The sequence below is a fragment of the Erwinia aphidicola genome (assembly GCF_014773485.1).
Taxonomy (GTDB): domain Bacteria; phylum Pseudomonadota; class Gammaproteobacteria; order Enterobacterales; family Enterobacteriaceae; genus Erwinia; species Erwinia aphidicola.
The window spans coordinates 108,615-123,909 of sequence record NZ_JACXBP010000004.1 but is presented as its reverse complement, the minus strand read 5'-3'; the positions used below and the strand labels follow the sequence as shown (position 1 = coordinate 123,909).

Here is a 15,295-nt window from a genome sequence, read left to right as displayed (position 1 = left end):
ATCAATATGGATAAAAGGAATATTATTCATGCCGCATAGCGATAAAGAACGGCTTAATCGTAGCAATATCCGCACCGCCGCTTATGGCGTGCTGCTGCTGGCTCTGGGCGTTGGCATCAGCCGTTTCTTATATACGCCGATGCTGCCCAAAATGCTGGAGGAGAAAATATTCACTTTTCCCCAGCTGGCGTGGCTGGCAAGCGCTAACTACGGAGGCTACCTGGTGGGCAGCCTGCTATTTTCATGGAGCGGCTTCCACCGCCCGCGCTCGCAAAATATGGTATTTATTTTTTCCGTGCTTTCCGTCGTGCTGCTCTTCGCGATGGCAGGGGTGGACCGGGTTAATATCGCGCTGGTGGTGCGCTTTCTGGCGGGGCTGGCCAGTGCCGCATTGATGATTTTTGGCTCAGTCACCGTCCTGCACCACACGAATAATCATTGGGTGACCGCTTCGCTATTTTCCGGCGTTGGCGTTGGCATTCTGCTGGGCAATGAGTACGTCAATTTCGGGATTGCGCTACAGCTGCATGCCGCCTCGCTGTGGCTTGGCGCGGGCGTAATCGGCCTGATCCTGCTGGTGCTGCTGGTGATTTTATCCCCCACCGCCATCGCCTTCACCCCTGAATCTCAACAGAGACCGAGACGCAAAAGCAGCGTGGTGGGCTGGTGGCAGCTGGCAATCGTTTATGGCCTGGCCGGGTTCGGCTACATCATTGTCGCCACCTTCCTGCCGCTGATCTCGCACCAGCTTGCAAATAGTGTTATTTCACAGCATCTGTGGTCGCTGGTCGGGCTGGCGATTATCCCCGGCTGTTTTTTCTGGCTGCTGATGGAGCACCGCTTTGGCATCACCCTGTCACTGATTTTCAATCTGATTTTGCAGGCCATCTGCGTGCTGCTGTCGCTGAACGGCCACTCACCGCTGCTGCTGATCCTCTGCTGCCTCGGCTTTGGATTCACCTTTATGGGCACCACCGCGCTGGTAATGCCGCTGGCGAAAAAACTGCCGGTCCCTGCCGGCATCAATCTGATGGCGCTGGTGACCTTTACCTATGGCATTGGCCAGGTGTGCGGACCGCTGATGACGGGACTGCTGCAGGGTCAGGGCGACCCGTTGAAAATATCGATTATCGCCGGTGCGGGTGCGCTGTTTATTGCCGCGCTGTTTTGCCTGAAGCGCTCAACGGCGATCTGAGTTTAAGGTTGGCCAGTGGAGCTCGAAACCAGGGGTTTGGCTCTCTCGCAGAGGAGAATCGCTGCCGACGGGTTCCTTGTGGCAAATCAATAAAACGGCCAATATTCCACGAGAAAACACTACATATAGCGCTTACTATAGCCCTGAAAAACTACATATAGGGGAAGCGCAGTGGCAACTCAGGTGATTAAACGCGACGGATGTCGGGTAAATTTCGATCCGGCACGCATTGCGGCGGCGATCCACGCGGCCGCGCAGGCAGCACAGATAAACGATGAAGATTACTGTACTTCCGTCGCCAGGTTGATTAGCCACCAGCTGATGCAGCGCCCGCAGGTGGATATTGCCGAAGTGCAGCAGGCGGTGGAAAACCAGCTGATGGCCGGACGTTACCCACAGCTGGCGCGCAGCTATATTGAGTATCGCCACGACCGCGATGTTGCGCGTGAACTGCGCGGGCGCCTTAACCATGAGATCCGCGGGCTGATCGAACAGAGTAATCCGGCGCTACTCAATGAAAATGCCAATAAGGATAGCAAGGTGATCCCCACTCAGCGCGATCTGCTGGCCGGGATCGTCGCCAAACACTACGCCCGTCAGCATATGCTGCCGCGTGATGTGGTCAGCGCCCATGAGCGCGGCGAGATCCACTATCACGATCTCGACTACTCGCCGTTTTTCCCGATGTTTAACTGCATGCTGATCGACCTGCGGGGCATGCTGACGCACGGCTTCAAAATGGGTAACGCCGAGATCGAACCGCCTAAGTCGATCTCCACCGCCACCGCCGTCACCGCGCAGATCATCGCCCAGGTCGCCAGCCATATTTACGGGGGCACCACCATTAACCGTATTGATGAAGTGCTGGCGCCGTTCGTGGATGCCAGCCTGGCAAAACACCGCGCCACCGCCGACGAATGGCAGATTGCCGACGCCGAAGCCTATGCCCGCGCGCGCACCGAAAAAGAGTGCTACGACGCCTTTCAGTCGCTGGAGTATGAGGTCAATACGCTGCACACCGCCAACGGCCAGACGCCGTTTGTCACCTTCGGCTTCGGCCTCGGCACCAGCTGGGCAGCGCGCCTGATCCAGCAGTCGATCCTGCGTAACCGCATCGCCGGGCTGGGTAAAAATCACAAAACTGCCGTGTTTCCCAAGCTGGTGTTCGCCATCAAAGCCGGGCTGAACCACCGTCGCGGCGAGCCAAATTACGATATCAAACAGCTGGCGCTGGAGTGCGCCAGTAAACGCATGTACCCCGATATCCTCAATTATGACCAGGTGGTGCAGGTCACCGGTTCGTTTAAAACGCCAATGGGCTGCCGCAGCTTCCTCGGCGTGTATCAGGAGAACGGGGAACAGATCCACGAGGGGCGCAATAATATTGGCGTGATTAGCCTCAACCTGCCGCGCATTGCCCTGGAAGCGGGTGGCGATGAGACACGCTTCTGGGCGCTGCTGGACAGGCGCCTGCTGCTGGCGAAGAAGGCGCTGATGACGCGCATTGCGCGGCTGGAGAACGTGAAAGCGCGGGTTGCGCCAATCCTCTATATGGAGGGCGCCTGCGGGGTGCGCCTGCAGGCCGATGAGCCGGTGGCGGCTATCTTTAAGCACGGCCGGGCTTCGATCTCGCTGGGCTACATCGGCATTCACGAAACGCTAAACGCGCTGAGCGGCGCGGCAATTCATCCCTACGACGATGCGGCACTGCGCGCCAAAGGGCTGGAGATTGTCGCCCGCCTGCGTGCTGCCGTGGATCAGTGGAAGGAGGAGACCGACTACGGCTTCAGCCTGTACAGCACGCCGAGCGAAAACCTGTGCGACCGCTTCTGCCGCCTCGACGCCGCCGAATTTGGCGTGGTGCCGGGCGTCACCGACAAAGGTTACTACACCAACAGCTTCCACCTCGACGTTGAGAAAAAGGTTAATCCGTACGACAAAATCGACTTTGAAGCGGGCTATCCGCCGATCGCCAACGGCGGTTTTATCTGCTACGGCGAGTACCCGAATATCCAGCATAACCTGAAGGCACTGGAGGACGTCTGGGATTACAGCTACAGCCGCGTGCCCTATTACGGCACCAACACCCCGATTGATGAATGCTACGAGTGCGGCTTTACGGGTGAGTTCGCCTGCACCAGCAAAGGCTTCACCTGCCCGAACTGCGGCAATCACGACAGCACGCGGGTGTCCGTTACGCGCCGGGTGTGCGGCTATCTCGGCAGCCCGGACGCCAGGCCGTTCAATGCGGGCAAGCAGGAAGAGGTTAAGCGCCGGGTAAAACACCTGCGCCAGGGCCAGCCCGGATGAATATCCATCAGTATTATCCGGTGGATATCGTTAACGGCCCCGGCACGCGCTGCACGCTGTTCGTTTCCGGCTGCGTGCATCAGTGCCCGGGCTGCTATAACCAAAGCACCTGGCGGCTGAATTCCGGCGTGCCGTTTACTCTGCAGATGGAAGAGCAGCTGATCGCCGACCTTAACGATACGCGCATACCGCGGCAGGGGCTGTCGCTGTCCGGCGGCGATCCGCTGCACCCGGCGAACCTGGCGGATGTCGGGCGGCTGCTGCTGCGCGTCAGGCGCGAATGCGCGGGAAAAGATATCTGGCTGTGGACCGGCTATCGGCTGGACGAGCTGAGCGCTCAGCAGCAGCGGGTGGTGGCGCTGGTCAATGTGCTGATTGACGGTAAATTTATTCAGGCACTGAAAGACCCGGCGCTGCTGTGGCGCGGCAGCAGCAACCAGGTTGTTCATCAACTGCGGGCAGATTAATAGGTCATACAGGCCGCGTTCAGGATACCGACGCCGGTAGAGACACCACCCAGGAATAACCCGGCCGCCACGCTGTTGTCTTCGATACGTTGACTGATATCGCGCATAAACAGGCGCACGGCGGTAAAGACGATGAGCTGGATCACCAGCGCCACGGCGCCCCACACCAGATAATCGACCAGATTAATGGAGTTAATCGCTACGCTGGCAAGCGGAATAATATAGCCCAGCAGCGCACCGATAAACCCCCAGGTTGCCGCCAGATTATTCTCTTTAATTAGCCGCCATTCGTTATGTGGCGTAATTCGCGTGTAGATAAACAGAAATACCAGCACCATCGCGATGCTGGTGAGAAAATAGGAGCCGAAAGCAAGGATCAAATACAAGGTAGCCATAGAGTCGTCCTGATTTATGGAGGTGCGCCAAAGAATTATCATAAAGTGCGCTATTCACAAACGCCAGCCGCCTGCGTCTTCTTTACCTTTAATGCCATTCGGAATCGACCTGGTTGATTTTCTGCATATGTGAACCACACTTATTTCTATCAACAACTCAAGTTCACAGGAGAAAATATGAGCAAGAAGATTGCAGTGTTAATTACCGATGAATTTGAAGATTCGGAGTTCACCTCCCCGGCCAAGGCGTATCAAGATGCGGGTCACGAGGTCATTACCATTGATACCGAAGCAGGTAAAACCATCACCGGCAAACAGGGTGATGCCAAAGTGAAGATAGACAAATCTATCGATGACGTTCAGCCGGCGGATTTTGACGCCCTGCTGCTCCCCGGCGGTCACTCCCCGGATACGCTGCGCGGTGATGACCGTTTCGTCGCCTTTACTAAAGAGTTTGTGGCGCTGGGCCGACCGGTGTTTGCTATCTGCCACGGACCTCAGCTGCTGATCAGCGCCAATGCCGTACGCGGGCGCCAGATGACCACAGTGAAAGCGATCGTTATCGATCTGAAAAATGCCGGTGCTGACTTCTATGATAAAGAGGTGGTAGTCGACAATGAGCGACTGGTCACCAGCCGCACGCCGGACGACCTGCCTGCCTTCAATCGTGAATCACTGCGTATTCTCAACGCACTCTAATCCGCTGGCCAGCTGCGGCTGGCCCGCCATCGCTTTGCCGCTACTCCCACACGCGGGCGATCTGCGCTAAAGTACGCGCAGATTTTCTACCTGAGACAGCCTATGAACTCTGCGGCATCCGGCGACTGGCGGCTCTATATCCTGCGCACCGCCAGCGGCATGCTCTATACCGGGATCACCAATGACGTGCAGCGGCGCTTCGCCCAGCATCAGTGCGGCAAAGGGGCGAAAGCCTTGCGCGGCAAGGGTCCGCTTGAGCTGATGTTTCACTGCGAAGCCGGGGACCGTTCGCTGGCGTCGAAGCTGGAGTATCAGGTAAAGCAGTTAAAGCGGCAGGAAAAAATCAGGCTGGTGGAGCACCAGCCCGTGTCATTGATTTTATGGCTTAACACGCTCAGAGGCGATTAAACGGCGCCGAATATTCGATGCGCCCTTCTGTACCGCTGAACGCATCCTCCGCCAGCTTATAGACCTGAAACGCCGCTTCGCTCTCCTGCCATCTGCTGTGCAGGCCGTAACGCGCTGCCGGTTCAAAGCCATAACGCCCGTAGTATGCCGGGTCGCCCAGCACCACCACCGCGGCATAGCCAAACTCATTCAGCGTATCCAGCCCTTCGTAAATCAGCTGCTTGCCCAGCCCCTGCTTACGCACGCTCTCATCCACCGCCAGCGGTGCCAGCCCCACCCACTGACGATCCTCTTCAGCCAGCGTTACCGGGCTGAAGGCCGCATAGCCCAGAACCTGGCCTTCATCATCGGTGGCGACAACGCCGAGCGTTAACAAGCCATCTTCACGCAGCTGCTGCACCAGTTCAGCTTCCGCTGAGGTGGGAAAACAGCGACGCAGCAGGCTGTCGATGCTGGCAGCATCCACTCCAATTTCAGTACGAATTAACATGTTGCACCTACGCGACCCGCCGGGGAAATCGCGCCCTCGTTCAGTCCGGCTTCAACAAAATCAGCCAGTTGCATAAGTCCGATGCGCAACGGCGTCGGCATGGATTCAAGATCAACCGCATCCATCAGGTTTTTCACTTCCAGACCCAGCTCGGTATCTCCTTCGATATTCAGGCGACGCTGGAAAAACAGCGTATCGGGATCCACCCTGCGGGCGGCGATTAACAACAGATCGTTGGCTTCAGCACGAAACCAGACATCTGCCGTTTCCCGATCGGCTACCTGCAGTCGCCCCTGTTCCAGCGTGACTGACCAACGCAGCCCGAGGTCAGTGACCTCAATCCCTAACCAGCGCCCCTCAAGAAAGTCTAGCTCACCTTCTGCCAGTGCCTGTTGAAACTGCCAGCGTAACAGCGACTGCAGCAGCGGCTTCTTCAATGCGAACGGGGTAAACCGCAGCGGGAAACGCAACAATTGCGGCCCCTTACGGACACAGTGGGTGCGTAGCGGGTTCAACACCATTATCACTCCTTACGAATAAATTTCGGCTATTTTGCCATACTGGCAAAACGCGTCAGACGGCTGGATCAACAAAGTGCGCGAACTATAGGGGTTTTATCCAGAGAATCGAACCCCATCAATACGCCAATAGCTGCCTTAAATCAAAATTTGTCGCAGCCTTCCTCTCTAAACTCATCGATTCTACTGATAAGTTGGATTCGATTACATGGAACTTCTCTGCCCGGCCGGAAACCTTCCGGCGCTGAAGGCTGCCATTGAAAACGGCGCTGATGCGGTTTACATCGGTCTGAAAGATGAAACCAATGCCCGTCATTTTGCCGGACTGAACTTCAGCGATAAACGCCTGCAGGAAGCGGCAAATTATGTGCATCAGCGCAGGCGTAAGCTGCACGTCGCCATTAATACCTTTGCCCATCCTGACGGTTTCAACCGCTGGCAGCGCGCTGTGGATATGGCCGCCCACGCCGGAGCCGATGCTTTAATCCTGGCAGATATCGCCATGCTGGCGTATGCCGCCGAGCGATATCCCCATATTGAGCGTCACGTTTCCGTGCAGGCTTCCGCGACCAATGCCGCCGCGTTGCGCTTTTACCAGCGTAACTTCGATGTGGCACGCGTGGTATTACCGCGCGTGCTATCGATGCATCAGGTGCGCCAGCTGGCACGCGACACGGAGGTTGCGCTGGAAGTATTTGCCTTTGGCAGCCTGTGCATCATGGCCGAGGGGCGCTGCTATCTCTCCTCTTATCTCACCGGCGAGTCACCGAATACCGTTGGCGCCTGCTCCCCTGCGCGCTTTGTACGCTGGCAGCAGACGCCTGCCGGGCTGGAGTCGCGCCTGAATGAGGTGCTGATCGACCGTTATGGTGCGGGTGAAAACGCGGGCTATCCTACGCTGTGCAAAGGGCGCTACAAGGTGGCAGAAACGCCTTATCACGCGCTGGAAGAGCCCACCAGCCTGAACACCCTTGCGCTGCTGCCGGCGCTGCTGGCGGCCAATATTGCCTCGGTAAAAATTGAAGGTCGCCAGCGCAGCCCGGCATACGTTGAACAGGTGACGCGCATCTGGCGCCAGGCCATTGACCGCTGCAAAGCCGACCCGGCCAATTACGCACCGCAGCCGCAGTGGATGACAGCACTCAGTGCGCTGAGCGAAGGCACGCAAACGACCCTTGGCGCTTATCACCGCCAGTGGCAGTAGGAGAACGGTATGAAATATTCCCTCGGGCCGGTGTTGTGGTACTGGCCTAAAGAGACGCTGCAGGCGTTTTACCAGGCCGCAGCGCACAGTGAGGCCGAGATTATCTACCTTGGCGAATCGGTATGCAGCAAGCGCCGCAGTACTAAAGCAGCCGACTGGCTGGCGCTGGCAAAAGATCTGGCCGCCGCTGGCAAGCAGGTGGTGCTCAGCACCCTGGCGCTGGTGCAGTCACCTTCCGAGTTAACCGAGCTGAAGCGCTATGTGGATAACGGCGAGTTTCTGATTGAGGCGAACGACGTCGGCGCCGTTACCCTGGCCTGTGACGCGGGCGTGCCCTTTGTTGCCGGTCCTGCGCTGAATATCTATAACGCGGTGACGCTGCAGCTGCTGCTGAAAATGGGCATGATGCGCTGGTGCATGCCGGTCGAGCTGTCGCGAGACTGGCTGGCGCAGCTGCTGGTGCAGTGCGACGAACTGGGGATCCGCCACCAGTTTGAAGTCGAGGTGCTGAGCTATGGCTATCTGCCACTGGCGTACTCTGCCCGCTGTTTTAGCGCCCGCGCTGAAAACCGCAGTAAGGACGAGTGCCAGACATGCTGTATTGACTACCCGCACGGGCGCCAGGTGCGCACCCAGGAAGATCAGCCGGTGTTTGTGCTGAACGGTATTCAGACCATGAGCGGCTACTGCTACAACCTGGGTAACGATCTGCTGTCGATGCAGGGGCTGGTGGATATTGTGCGCCTGTCGCCGCAGGGAGATGACACGCTGGCAATGATCGAGCGCTTTCGCGCCAATGAAACCGGCAGGCAGCCGCTGAGCCTGGCGCGATCGGCCGACTGCAACGGCTACTGGCAGCGGGTGGCGGGGCTAGAGTTGGTGGAGTAACTACGCCGTCTGTACGTACGGGCGGGGCATGCCGCCGCCCCAACTCATATTCATGTAGGGGTCGGGCATGCCCGACCCACCGTCAATGGCGACGACCGAGGTAGTCGCGCAGCTTTCCGACCACCATCCCCAGTACCGTATAGACCACCGCCATGATCAGCAGCATCACCACATCTTGACTCACTTCGCTAAGCGGCAGCCCCATCTGATTTACCCCGGCAATCATCCGCGTGCCCCAGGTTGAGGGCAGCATCATCGAAATGCCGCGTACCCAGTCTGGCATCGACTGCACCGGCCACAGCGTGCCGGAAAGGTAGTAGACCGGGGTGGTAATAAACGACAGCGAAAAGTAGATGCGCTCTACCTCACGCAGGCACTCGGTCACCAGCTTCGCCAGGCCCAGCACCGCCAGCTGGAACGGGAACGTCAGCATCAGCAGCTCGGGGATGCTGGCCGTTTGCCGATAGCCCAGTACCCATGGCCACAGGGCAAACAGCACGATAGAAAGAAACAGCCAGATGGGGATCAGCGCGGAGAGCGTGTCTAGCGTCACCGGCAGGGGTAAGGGCCCCTGGCTGCGCAGCGTCATGCTGACGCGCACGCCGGCAATCAGCAGCGAGTGCTGCAGCAGCATCACCAGCAGGCCGGGAAAGACAATCGCTGCAAAGCTGATCCCCGGGTTAAATACATCGATGGCCTGGCCAATAAATGGCGTCAGCACCACCGAAGCCTGCCGTTCGCTAAAACCCGCCATCATCATCAGCTTGAGATTGTAGCGCCCTAAAACCTGCTGCCCGGCGGCCATGACATCCTGCTGGATCTGACCATTCGCCAGGCGGTTGGTGGCATCTCCGTAGACCGGCAGCGTGACCTCTTTCCCTGCCAACATCTTCTGTTCCATATCCTGCGGCAGAATAATCACCGCAAACAGTTTGCGCAGGCCAAGGTCGCTGAGCGCCTGCGGCAGGCTGCTGTAGGCCACATTGGTGATTTTCGGCGTAGCATCAAGCTGGCGAGTCAGCATTCTGCTGGCCGGGCTGTGGTCCATATCGATCACCGCGACGGGCAGATCCCAGACGCTGTGATTGAGATACACCGTACTCATCAGGCAGAGCGAACAGAGCAGCATCATCCACATCGGTTTTTGCAGTAGCCCGCTGAGCGTTGTGGTGAAGGCCTGCCACCACAGCCTCACTGCATCTCCTCCGGCGTTGCCAGACGGCGGAACAGGCGTTTACGCACCAGCAGCGCCACAGCCAGCGGATAGACCAGCAGCAGCAGGCAGACGCTGGCCACCGGTTTTCCCGGAACGTCGCGCAGGAACAGATCAAACATGGCATACAGCGCGTGGGTGAGCGGCTCCAGATTAGAGATCAGCTGAGCCGGCCACGGCATCGACAGCTCCGGCATTGCCGTGCCGGAAAATGTCAGGGCAATGCTGACCATAATCCCCATCATCATATAGGCGGTGATCGCACTCCCGGTGAAGCTAAATAGCAGGATGCCGAGGCTTTGCGCCGCCATGACGTAGAAGAAAGCCACGCACAGAATATAGAAGGGGTTTCCCACCACCCGCGCGCTGAATACGCCGACCAGCAGGGCGATTTCGCTCACCAGCAGCACCGTGTAGCACAGCGTGTAAGGGGCCAGCTTACCAAGCAGCGCCATAGCAAAATGCCGTTGGTAAATCAGCGGCCGGCTGCGCGCCAGCACGTAGATCATGCAGGTGACGGCGAACAGCTGCACCATATGAATACTGGCGGCGAACTGCTGATAGTAGATATAGCTGCCGCTGGCGTTAAACAGGCTGTCATAAGCCAGCGTTGCGTGGGGTAGCGCTGGCATTGCCCGCCCGGTGGCCGCCGCCAGCACCGGCTGATACTGCGCATTCAGCGTACTGACCAGCCCGGCGAAATCCTGCGTCGAGTAAAAACCCGCGCCATAAAACAGCGCGTTGTAGTAGAGCGTGACGCGCGGCTGACGACCCGCCAGCGTATCGGCTTCAAAAAATGGCGGGATCAACAGCACAGCATATGCCTGTGCCTGGCGTAATTTCTCCAGCGCTTGCGGCTCACCGCCGGCATCCTGGCTGACATCGGCATGCGAGCCTGCATTCAGATTGCGTATCAGCGTGCGCGATAGCGTGCTGTGATCCTGATCGACCGCCGCCACCGGCAGATCCATCAGCGATCCCTCGGAGAAATCGCTGGCAATCAGGGCGAACAGCAGCAGCGGAAAACACCAGCCCAGCCAGTGGAACACTGGTTTACGCCAGGCAACGCGGACTTCACGACTGAAGGCATGGCCAAATGCCCACAGCCCGTCTTTTACGTCTGCCAAGACCACAGGGCACTCATTCCCTGACGCAGGCCTTCAACCGGCGTGAGTGGGTAAAGCCGCACCTCAAAGGTTTTGAGGTCAAAATCCCCGGTGGCGCGCGTGGCGCGTTTGGTCGCGTAGTCGCCGAGCGGTGCGATATAGCGCACCTCCGCCTCGATCACCCGATTATTCAGCGCCGGGACGCGAATGCGTATTTTATCGCCCTTGCGCACGTGAGCGAGAATGTCCTCGCGCAGATTAAACGTGAACCAGGCGGTGGGCAGCTCGATCAGCGTCAGCAGCGGGCTGCCTGCATTAAGTAATTCCCCGCGCTCAGCCGGGATTGGCCCGACCTCCCCCGCTACCGGGGCATGCACCACCAGTTCATCGCTCTGGGCTTTAATCTCCAGCAGGTTCTGCTCTGCCTGGTGCAGCTGTGCCAGATAGGCTTCACGCTGCTCGATGCGATCGCCATTTACCCCCTGATCGAGATTAGCCCGCGCCGCCTGCACCTGCTGCCAGGCACCGTCGCGCGCCTGGCGGGCATTATCCAGCTGTTCGGCGGAGATATAGCCCTTCTGCGCCACGCTCAGATCGCGCTGCCAGGTGGACTGGGCATCACGCCAGGTCGCCTGAGCCTGTTGCAGCAAGGCTTTCAGGTTGCGAACCGTTTCTTCACGGGTGCCGTTCAGAGAGAGGTCTAACGTCGCCTGCGCCTGGTCACGCGCCGCTTCGGCAGCCTTAAGCTGGGCAATCAGTTCGGGGGCATCCAGCACGATGAGAGACTGCCCGGCGCTGACATCGTCGCCGCGCCGTACCCGCTTCTCCACCACGCGCCCTTTCGCTTTTGAGGAGACGATCACTTCGGTGGCATCGACTTCTCCCTGCAACAGCAGGTCGTGATTATGCGCGCGGATAAGGACGGCCAGAGCGATGCCTGAAATGATAATTAGCAGGGTAAAAAAGGCTCTTTTTTTCATCGAAAAGCCCCTGAAATCAGTCGCTTAGTGGCGTTACTGAGGCAAAGCATTGCAATATCCTTCGCAAAGAAAGTCCAGGTTATCAGCAATATACTCGCTCGCCGGTGGCGATTTTTGTTGTTTAACCACTTTGCGGCGCGGCCGGGGGAGGGAAACCGAGTAAATAATGCGGTTTAATTATGCTGGCAGTTAGGTAATACTTTATTTAACTAGCAGCCTAATTAATCGCCGAACGTTTTAGCAAAAGTGCTGCGAACGGACAATTACAGGGGCAGAAGATCCCGTAGCCTGTAATTTTGCACATGGCGCACTCCCGGCCGTTAGACAAAGTGAGCAACTATGCCTGATAAGAAAAATGTACCGTTGTCGGTACTCGACCTTGCCCCGATCCCGCACGGACGTTCTCCTCGCGATGCCTTCCACGCTTCACTCGCGCTGGCACAGCAGTCAGAGAAACTCGGTTTTCACCGCTACTGGCTGGCCGAACACCATAATATGACCGGGATCGCCAGCGCCGCCACCTCGGTACTGATCGGTTATCTGGCGGCCAATACCGACACGCTGCGCTTAGGCTCTGGCGGCGTGATGCTGCCCAACCATGCGCCGCTGGTGATTGCCGAGCAGTTCGGCACGCTGGAGTCGCTCTATCCCGGCCGTATCGATCTGGGGCTTGGCCGTGCGCCGGGTTCAGACCAGCGCACCATGATGGCCCTGCGCCGCCATATGGCCGGCCACGTCGACAATTTTCCGGCCGATGTCGCTGAGCTGATCCGCTGGTTCGATGCGCACGAAGACGAGCCCGCGCCGCCGGTGCAGCCCGTTCCCGGTACCGGACTGAAAATTCCGGTCTGGCTGCTCGGCTCCAGCCTGTATAGCGCGCAGCTCTCGGCTCAGATGGGGCTGCCGTTTGCCTTTGCCTCCCACTTTGCTCCTGAAATGCTGATGCAGGCGCTGCACCTCTACCGCGAGAACTTCAAGCCGTCAGAACGGCTGGCTAAACCGTATGCCATGGTATGCGTCAACGTGGTAGCGGCCGACAGCGAGCGTGATGCGCGCTTCCTGTTTACCTCCATGCAGCAGCAGTTCATCAATCTGCGCCGCGGCAAACCCGGCCCGCTACCGGCTCCGGTAGAAAACATGGATAACCTGTGGTCGCCGTCCGAACAGTATGGCGTTCAGCAGGCATTGAGCATGTCGGTGGTTGGTGATAAAGAGAAGGTACGTCACGGCCTTGCGGCGCTGATGCGCGAAACGCAGGCGGATGAGATTATGGTGAATGGCCAGATCTTTGACAGCCAGGCGCGGCTCTACTCTTTCGAGCTGGCGATGCAGGCGCGTAACTCGCTGTAGAATCAGAGGTCGGGCGTGCCTCGACCCTGAGTAAACTGCAGGCAAAAAAAAACCAGCCCGAAGGCTGGTTTTTTATTTTGCGTCAGTGATTATGCATCACGACGACGAGTTGGCGCTGCGCCAGTGTCTTCACGACGTGGGCCGCGTGATGGGCCGCCTGGACGACGCTCACCGCTACGCTCGTTGCTGAAGCGACGACCGCCTTCTGCACCACGACCGCCTTCACGACCTGCACCAGCGCCGAAGCCACCGCGTGCCGGGCCGCCTGGACGACGTTCGCCGCCACGGTCGTTGCTGCGTGGAACCGCATCACCAATCAGCTGCATGTTCATCGGCTTGTTCAGAATACGCGTGCGGGTGAAATGCGACAGCACATCGCCCGGCATGCCTTTCGGCAGCTCGATGGTTGAGTGTGTACCGAACAGCTTGATGTTACCAATGTAGCGGCTGCTGATGTCGCCTTCGTTAGCGATAGCGCCAACGATATGACGCACTTCAACACCGTCATCACGGCCAACTTCAATACGGTAAACTTCCATATCGCCAACGTCACGACGTTCACGGCGTGGACGGTCACCGGCAGCTTCGCTACGTGGTTCACGTGGGCCACGCTCTGGACGGTCACCACGACCGCCTTCACGACGCTCGTCACGGTCACGGAACTGGCTGCGTGGGCGCTGTGGCGCATCAGCAGGCACGATCAGTGGACGTTCGCCCTGAGCCATTTTCAGCAGTGCTGCGGCCAGCGTTTCAATATCCAGCTCATCTTCCGGCTGCATTTTAGCCAGCAGTGCGCGGTACTGTTCCAGATCGCTGCTTTCCAGCTGCTGCTGAACTTTAGCGGCGAACTTAGCCAGACGACGCTCACCCAGCAGTTCTGCGTTAGGCAGTTCAACTTCTGGAATAGTCAGCTTCATGGTGCGTTCAATGTTACGCAGCAGACGACGCTCGCGGTTCTCAACGAACAGCAGCGCGCGGCCAGCACGACCAGCACGACCGGTACGGCCGATGCGGTGCACGTAAGATTCGGCATCCATAGGGATATCGTAGTTAACAACCAGGCTGATACGCTCAACGTCCAGACCACGCGCCGCAACGTCGGTCGCGATCAGGATGTCCAGACGACCATCTTTCAGGCGCTCCAGCGTCTGCTCACGCAGTGCCTGGTTCATGTCACCGTTCAGTGCAGCACTGTTGTAACCGCTACGCTCCAGCGCTTCGGCCACTTCCAGCGTGGCGTTTTTCGTACGCACGAAGATGATAGCAGCATCAAAATCTTCAGCTTCCAGGAAGCGGGTCAGTGCATCAGTTTTACGGCCGTAGGCAGTCCAGTAGCTCTGGCTGATGTCCGGGCGCGTCGTCATGCTTGACTGAATACGCACTTCCTGAGGATCTTTCATAAAGCGTTTAGTAATACGACGAATCGCTTCTGGCATGGTAGCCGAGAACAGCGCGGTCTGATGACCTTCTGGGATCTGCGCCATGATGGTTTCAACGTCTTCGATGAAGCCCATACGCAGCATTTCATCAGCTTCGTCCAGCACCAGGCCGCGCAGGTTAGACAGATCTAACGTGCCGCGCTTCAGGTGGTCAAGCAGACGGCCAGGGGTACCCACAACAACCTGTGGTCCCTGACGCAGTGCGCGCAGCTGCACGTCGTAACGCTGGCCGCCGTACAGGGCAACCACGTTCAGGCCGCGCATGTGTTTCGCGAATTCGGTCATGGCTTCAGCAACCTGAACCGCCAGTTCGCGGGTCGGTGCCAGCACCAGAATCTGTGGTGCTTTAACAGTTGGGTCAATGTTATGCAGCAGCGGCAGAGAGAAAGCCGCCGTTTTTCCGCTACCGGTCTGTGCCATACCCAGCACGTCACGGCCCGCCAGCAGATGAGGAATACACTCAAGCTGGATTGGGGAAGGCTTCACGTAGCCCATACCGTTCAGTGATTCAAGGATGTCGGCGTTCAGGCCAAGGTCAGCAAAAGTAGTTTGGATATCAGTCATGTAGTACACGTGCCTCGTAGATTGCGGCGGCCAGTCTACATAACTCGTCGTGAAAATTTTCAGTCATTT

The 15,295-nt window shown here is 58.1% G+C and carries 16 protein-coding genes; 8 read left to right on the top strand and 8 right to left on the bottom strand.

Translation table 11 applies throughout. The features are described 5' to 3' along the window. The first annotated feature begins 28 nt into the window (after window positions 1-28). From ID864_RS10695 to nrdG, 3 genes are all read left to right on the top strand, one after another. Window positions 29-1,195: a YbfB/YjiJ family MFS transporter gene (locus tag ID864_RS10695; RefSeq protein ID WP_099754284.1), complete on the top strand. Its 1,167-nt coding sequence runs from the start codon at window positions 29-31 to the stop codon at window positions 1,193-1,195. 171 nt (window positions 1,196-1,366) lie between these two features. Then, window positions 1,367-3,505 carry an anaerobic ribonucleoside-triphosphate reductase gene (nrdD, locus tag ID864_RS10690; RefSeq protein ID WP_048914508.1) on the top strand — a complete coding sequence of 713 codons (2,139 nt, stop codon included), beginning with the start codon at window positions 1,367-1,369 and terminating at the stop codon, window positions 3,503-3,505. Further along, window positions 3,502-3,972 (top strand): anaerobic ribonucleoside-triphosphate reductase-activating protein, encoded by a 471-nt coding sequence (gene nrdG, locus ID864_RS10685; RefSeq protein ID WP_187497324.1) that lies wholly within the window; start codon window positions 3,502-3,504, stop codon window positions 3,970-3,972. Before nrdD ends, nrdG begins: the two co-directional genes overlap by 4 nt. On the opposite strand, the gene ID864_RS10680 is transcribed toward nrdG, so the two are convergent. Continuing rightward, window positions 3,969-4,367 carry a DUF350 domain-containing protein gene (locus tag ID864_RS10680; protein WP_048914506.1) on the bottom strand — a complete coding sequence of 133 codons (399 nt, stop codon included), beginning with the start codon at window positions 4,365-4,367 and terminating at the stop codon, window positions 3,969-3,971. The two genes, nrdG and ID864_RS10680, sit on opposite strands and share 4 nt — an antisense overlap. 177 nt (window positions 4,368-4,544) lie before the next feature. Here ID864_RS10680 and ID864_RS10675 point away from each other — a divergent pair, with 177 nt between their 5' ends. Further along, the gene (locus ID864_RS10675) at window positions 4,545-5,066 is read left to right on the top strand and encodes a type 1 glutamine amidotransferase domain-containing protein (RefSeq protein ID WP_048914505.1); all 522 of its coding nucleotides are present in this window, start codon (window positions 4,545-4,547) and stop codon (window positions 5,064-5,066) included. Window positions 5,067-5,168: 102 nt separating this feature from the next. Beyond that, on the top strand, window positions 5,169-5,474 hold the full coding sequence (locus ID864_RS10670; RefSeq protein ID WP_048914504.1) for a GIY-YIG nuclease family protein: 306 nt from the start codon (window positions 5,169-5,171) through the stop codon (window positions 5,472-5,474). Here ID864_RS10670 and ID864_RS10665 read toward each other — a convergent pair. Both ID864_RS10665 and ubiT read right to left on the bottom strand, forming a co-directional pair. Beyond that, the gene (locus ID864_RS10665) at window positions 5,461-5,964 is read right to left on the bottom strand and encodes a GNAT family N-acetyltransferase (RefSeq protein ID WP_048914503.1); all 504 of its coding nucleotides are present in this window, start codon (window positions 5,962-5,964) and stop codon (window positions 5,461-5,463) included. The two genes, ID864_RS10670 and ID864_RS10665, sit on opposite strands and share 14 nt — an antisense overlap. After that, the gene (gene ubiT / locus ID864_RS10660) at window positions 5,958-6,482 is read right to left on the bottom strand and encodes a ubiquinone anaerobic biosynthesis accessory factor UbiT (RefSeq protein ID WP_048914526.1); all 525 of its coding nucleotides are present in this window, start codon (window positions 6,480-6,482) and stop codon (window positions 5,958-5,960) included. Before ubiT ends, ID864_RS10665 begins: the two co-directional genes overlap by 7 nt. Before the next feature lie 208 nt (window positions 6,483-6,690). On the opposite strand from ubiT, the gene ubiU reads away from it, so the two are divergent. Then, on the top strand, window positions 6,691-7,686 hold the full coding sequence (gene ubiU / locus ID864_RS10655) for a ubiquinone anaerobic biosynthesis protein UbiU (RefSeq protein WP_191149815.1): 996 nt from the start codon (window positions 6,691-6,693) through the stop codon (window positions 7,684-7,686). Between the two features lie 9 nt (window positions 7,687-7,695). Further along, window positions 7,696-8,574 (top strand): U32 family peptidase, encoded by an 879-nt coding sequence (locus ID864_RS10650; protein WP_048914501.1) that lies wholly within the window; start codon window positions 7,696-7,698, stop codon window positions 8,572-8,574. 82 nt (window positions 8,575-8,656) lie between these two features. Here ID864_RS10650 and ID864_RS10645 read toward each other — a convergent pair whose 3' ends face one another. The 3 genes from ID864_RS10645 to ID864_RS10635 are packed head-to-tail and all read right to left on the bottom strand — an operon-like array spanning window position 8,657 to window position 11,873. Next, window positions 8,657-9,769, bottom strand: coding sequence for an ABC transporter permease (locus ID864_RS10645; RefSeq protein ID WP_191149814.1), 1,113 nt, complete (start codon window positions 9,767-9,769; stop codon window positions 8,657-8,659). Then, window positions 9,766-10,920: an ABC transporter permease gene (locus ID864_RS10640; RefSeq protein ID WP_048914499.1), complete on the bottom strand. Its 1,155-nt coding sequence runs from the start codon at window positions 10,918-10,920 to the stop codon at window positions 9,766-9,768. Before ID864_RS10640 ends, ID864_RS10645 begins: the two co-directional genes overlap by 4 nt. Next, window positions 10,902-11,873: an HlyD family secretion protein gene (locus tag ID864_RS10635; protein ID WP_048914498.1), complete on the bottom strand. Its 972-nt coding sequence runs from the start codon at window positions 11,871-11,873 to the stop codon at window positions 10,902-10,904. The genes ID864_RS10640 and ID864_RS10635 overlap by 19 nt, the downstream gene beginning before the upstream one ends. Before the next feature lie 339 nt (window positions 11,874-12,212). Here ID864_RS10635 and ID864_RS10630 point away from each other — a divergent pair, with 339 nt between their 5' ends. Further along, window positions 12,213-13,223, top strand: a complete 1,011-nt coding sequence (locus ID864_RS10630) for a luciferase-like monooxygenase (protein WP_191149813.1) — start codon at window positions 12,213-12,215, stop codon at window positions 13,221-13,223. A gap of 89 nt (window positions 13,224-13,312) precedes the next feature. On the opposite strand, the gene ID864_RS10625 is transcribed toward ID864_RS10630, so the two are convergent. Together ID864_RS10625 and yrbN are read right to left on the bottom strand one after the other, a co-directional pair. Next, window positions 13,313-15,226: a DEAD/DEAH family ATP-dependent RNA helicase gene (locus tag ID864_RS10625; RefSeq protein ID WP_062818065.1), complete on the bottom strand. Its 1,914-nt coding sequence runs from the start codon at window positions 15,224-15,226 to the stop codon at window positions 13,313-13,315. After that, a complete protein-coding gene (gene yrbN, locus ID864_RS23955) occupies window positions 15,219-15,293 on the bottom strand; it encodes a protein YrbN (protein ID WP_224750487.1) in 75 nt (24 codons plus the stop codon). Before yrbN ends, ID864_RS10625 begins: the two co-directional genes overlap by 8 nt. Between the last annotated feature and the right edge of the window lie 2 nt (window positions 15,294-15,295).

What these genes read in the sequence shown, in the direction of transcription:
- ubiU (WP_191149815.1), top strand. Translation starts at nt 6,691, where the DNA reads ATGGAACTTCTCTGCCCGGCCGGAAACCTTCCGGCGCTGAAGGCTGCC.
- ID864_RS10670 (WP_048914504.1), top strand. Translation starts at nt 5,169, where the DNA reads ATGAACTCTGCGGCATCCGGCGACTGGCGGCTCTATATCCTGCGCACC.
- ID864_RS10665 (WP_048914503.1), bottom strand. Translation starts at nt 5,964, where the DNA reads ATGTTAATTCGTACTGAAATTGGAGTGGATGCTGCCAGCATCGACAGC.
- ID864_RS10650 (WP_048914501.1), top strand. Translation starts at nt 7,696, where the DNA reads ATGAAATATTCCCTCGGGCCGGTGTTGTGGTACTGGCCTAAAGAGACG.
- ID864_RS10695 (WP_099754284.1), top strand. Translation starts at nt 29, where the DNA reads ATGCCGCATAGCGATAAAGAACGGCTTAATCGTAGCAATATCCGCACC.
- ID864_RS10635 (WP_048914498.1), bottom strand. Translation starts at nt 11,873, where the DNA reads ATGAAAAAAAGAGCCTTTTTTACCCTGCTAATTATCATTTCAGGCATC.
- ID864_RS10630 (WP_191149813.1), top strand. Translation starts at nt 12,213, where the DNA reads ATGCCTGATAAGAAAAATGTACCGTTGTCGGTACTCGACCTTGCCCCG.
- ID864_RS10625 (WP_062818065.1), bottom strand. Translation starts at nt 15,226, where the DNA reads ATGACTGATATCCAAACTACTTTTGCTGACCTTGGCCTGAACGCCGAC.
- nrdG (WP_187497324.1), top strand. Translation starts at nt 3,502, where the DNA reads ATGAATATCCATCAGTATTATCCGGTGGATATCGTTAACGGCCCCGGC.
- ID864_RS10675 (WP_048914505.1), top strand. Translation starts at nt 4,545, where the DNA reads ATGAGCAAGAAGATTGCAGTGTTAATTACCGATGAATTTGAAGATTCG.
- ID864_RS10680 (WP_048914506.1), bottom strand. Translation starts at nt 4,367, where the DNA reads ATGGCTACCTTGTATTTGATCCTTGCTTTCGGCTCCTATTTTCTCACC.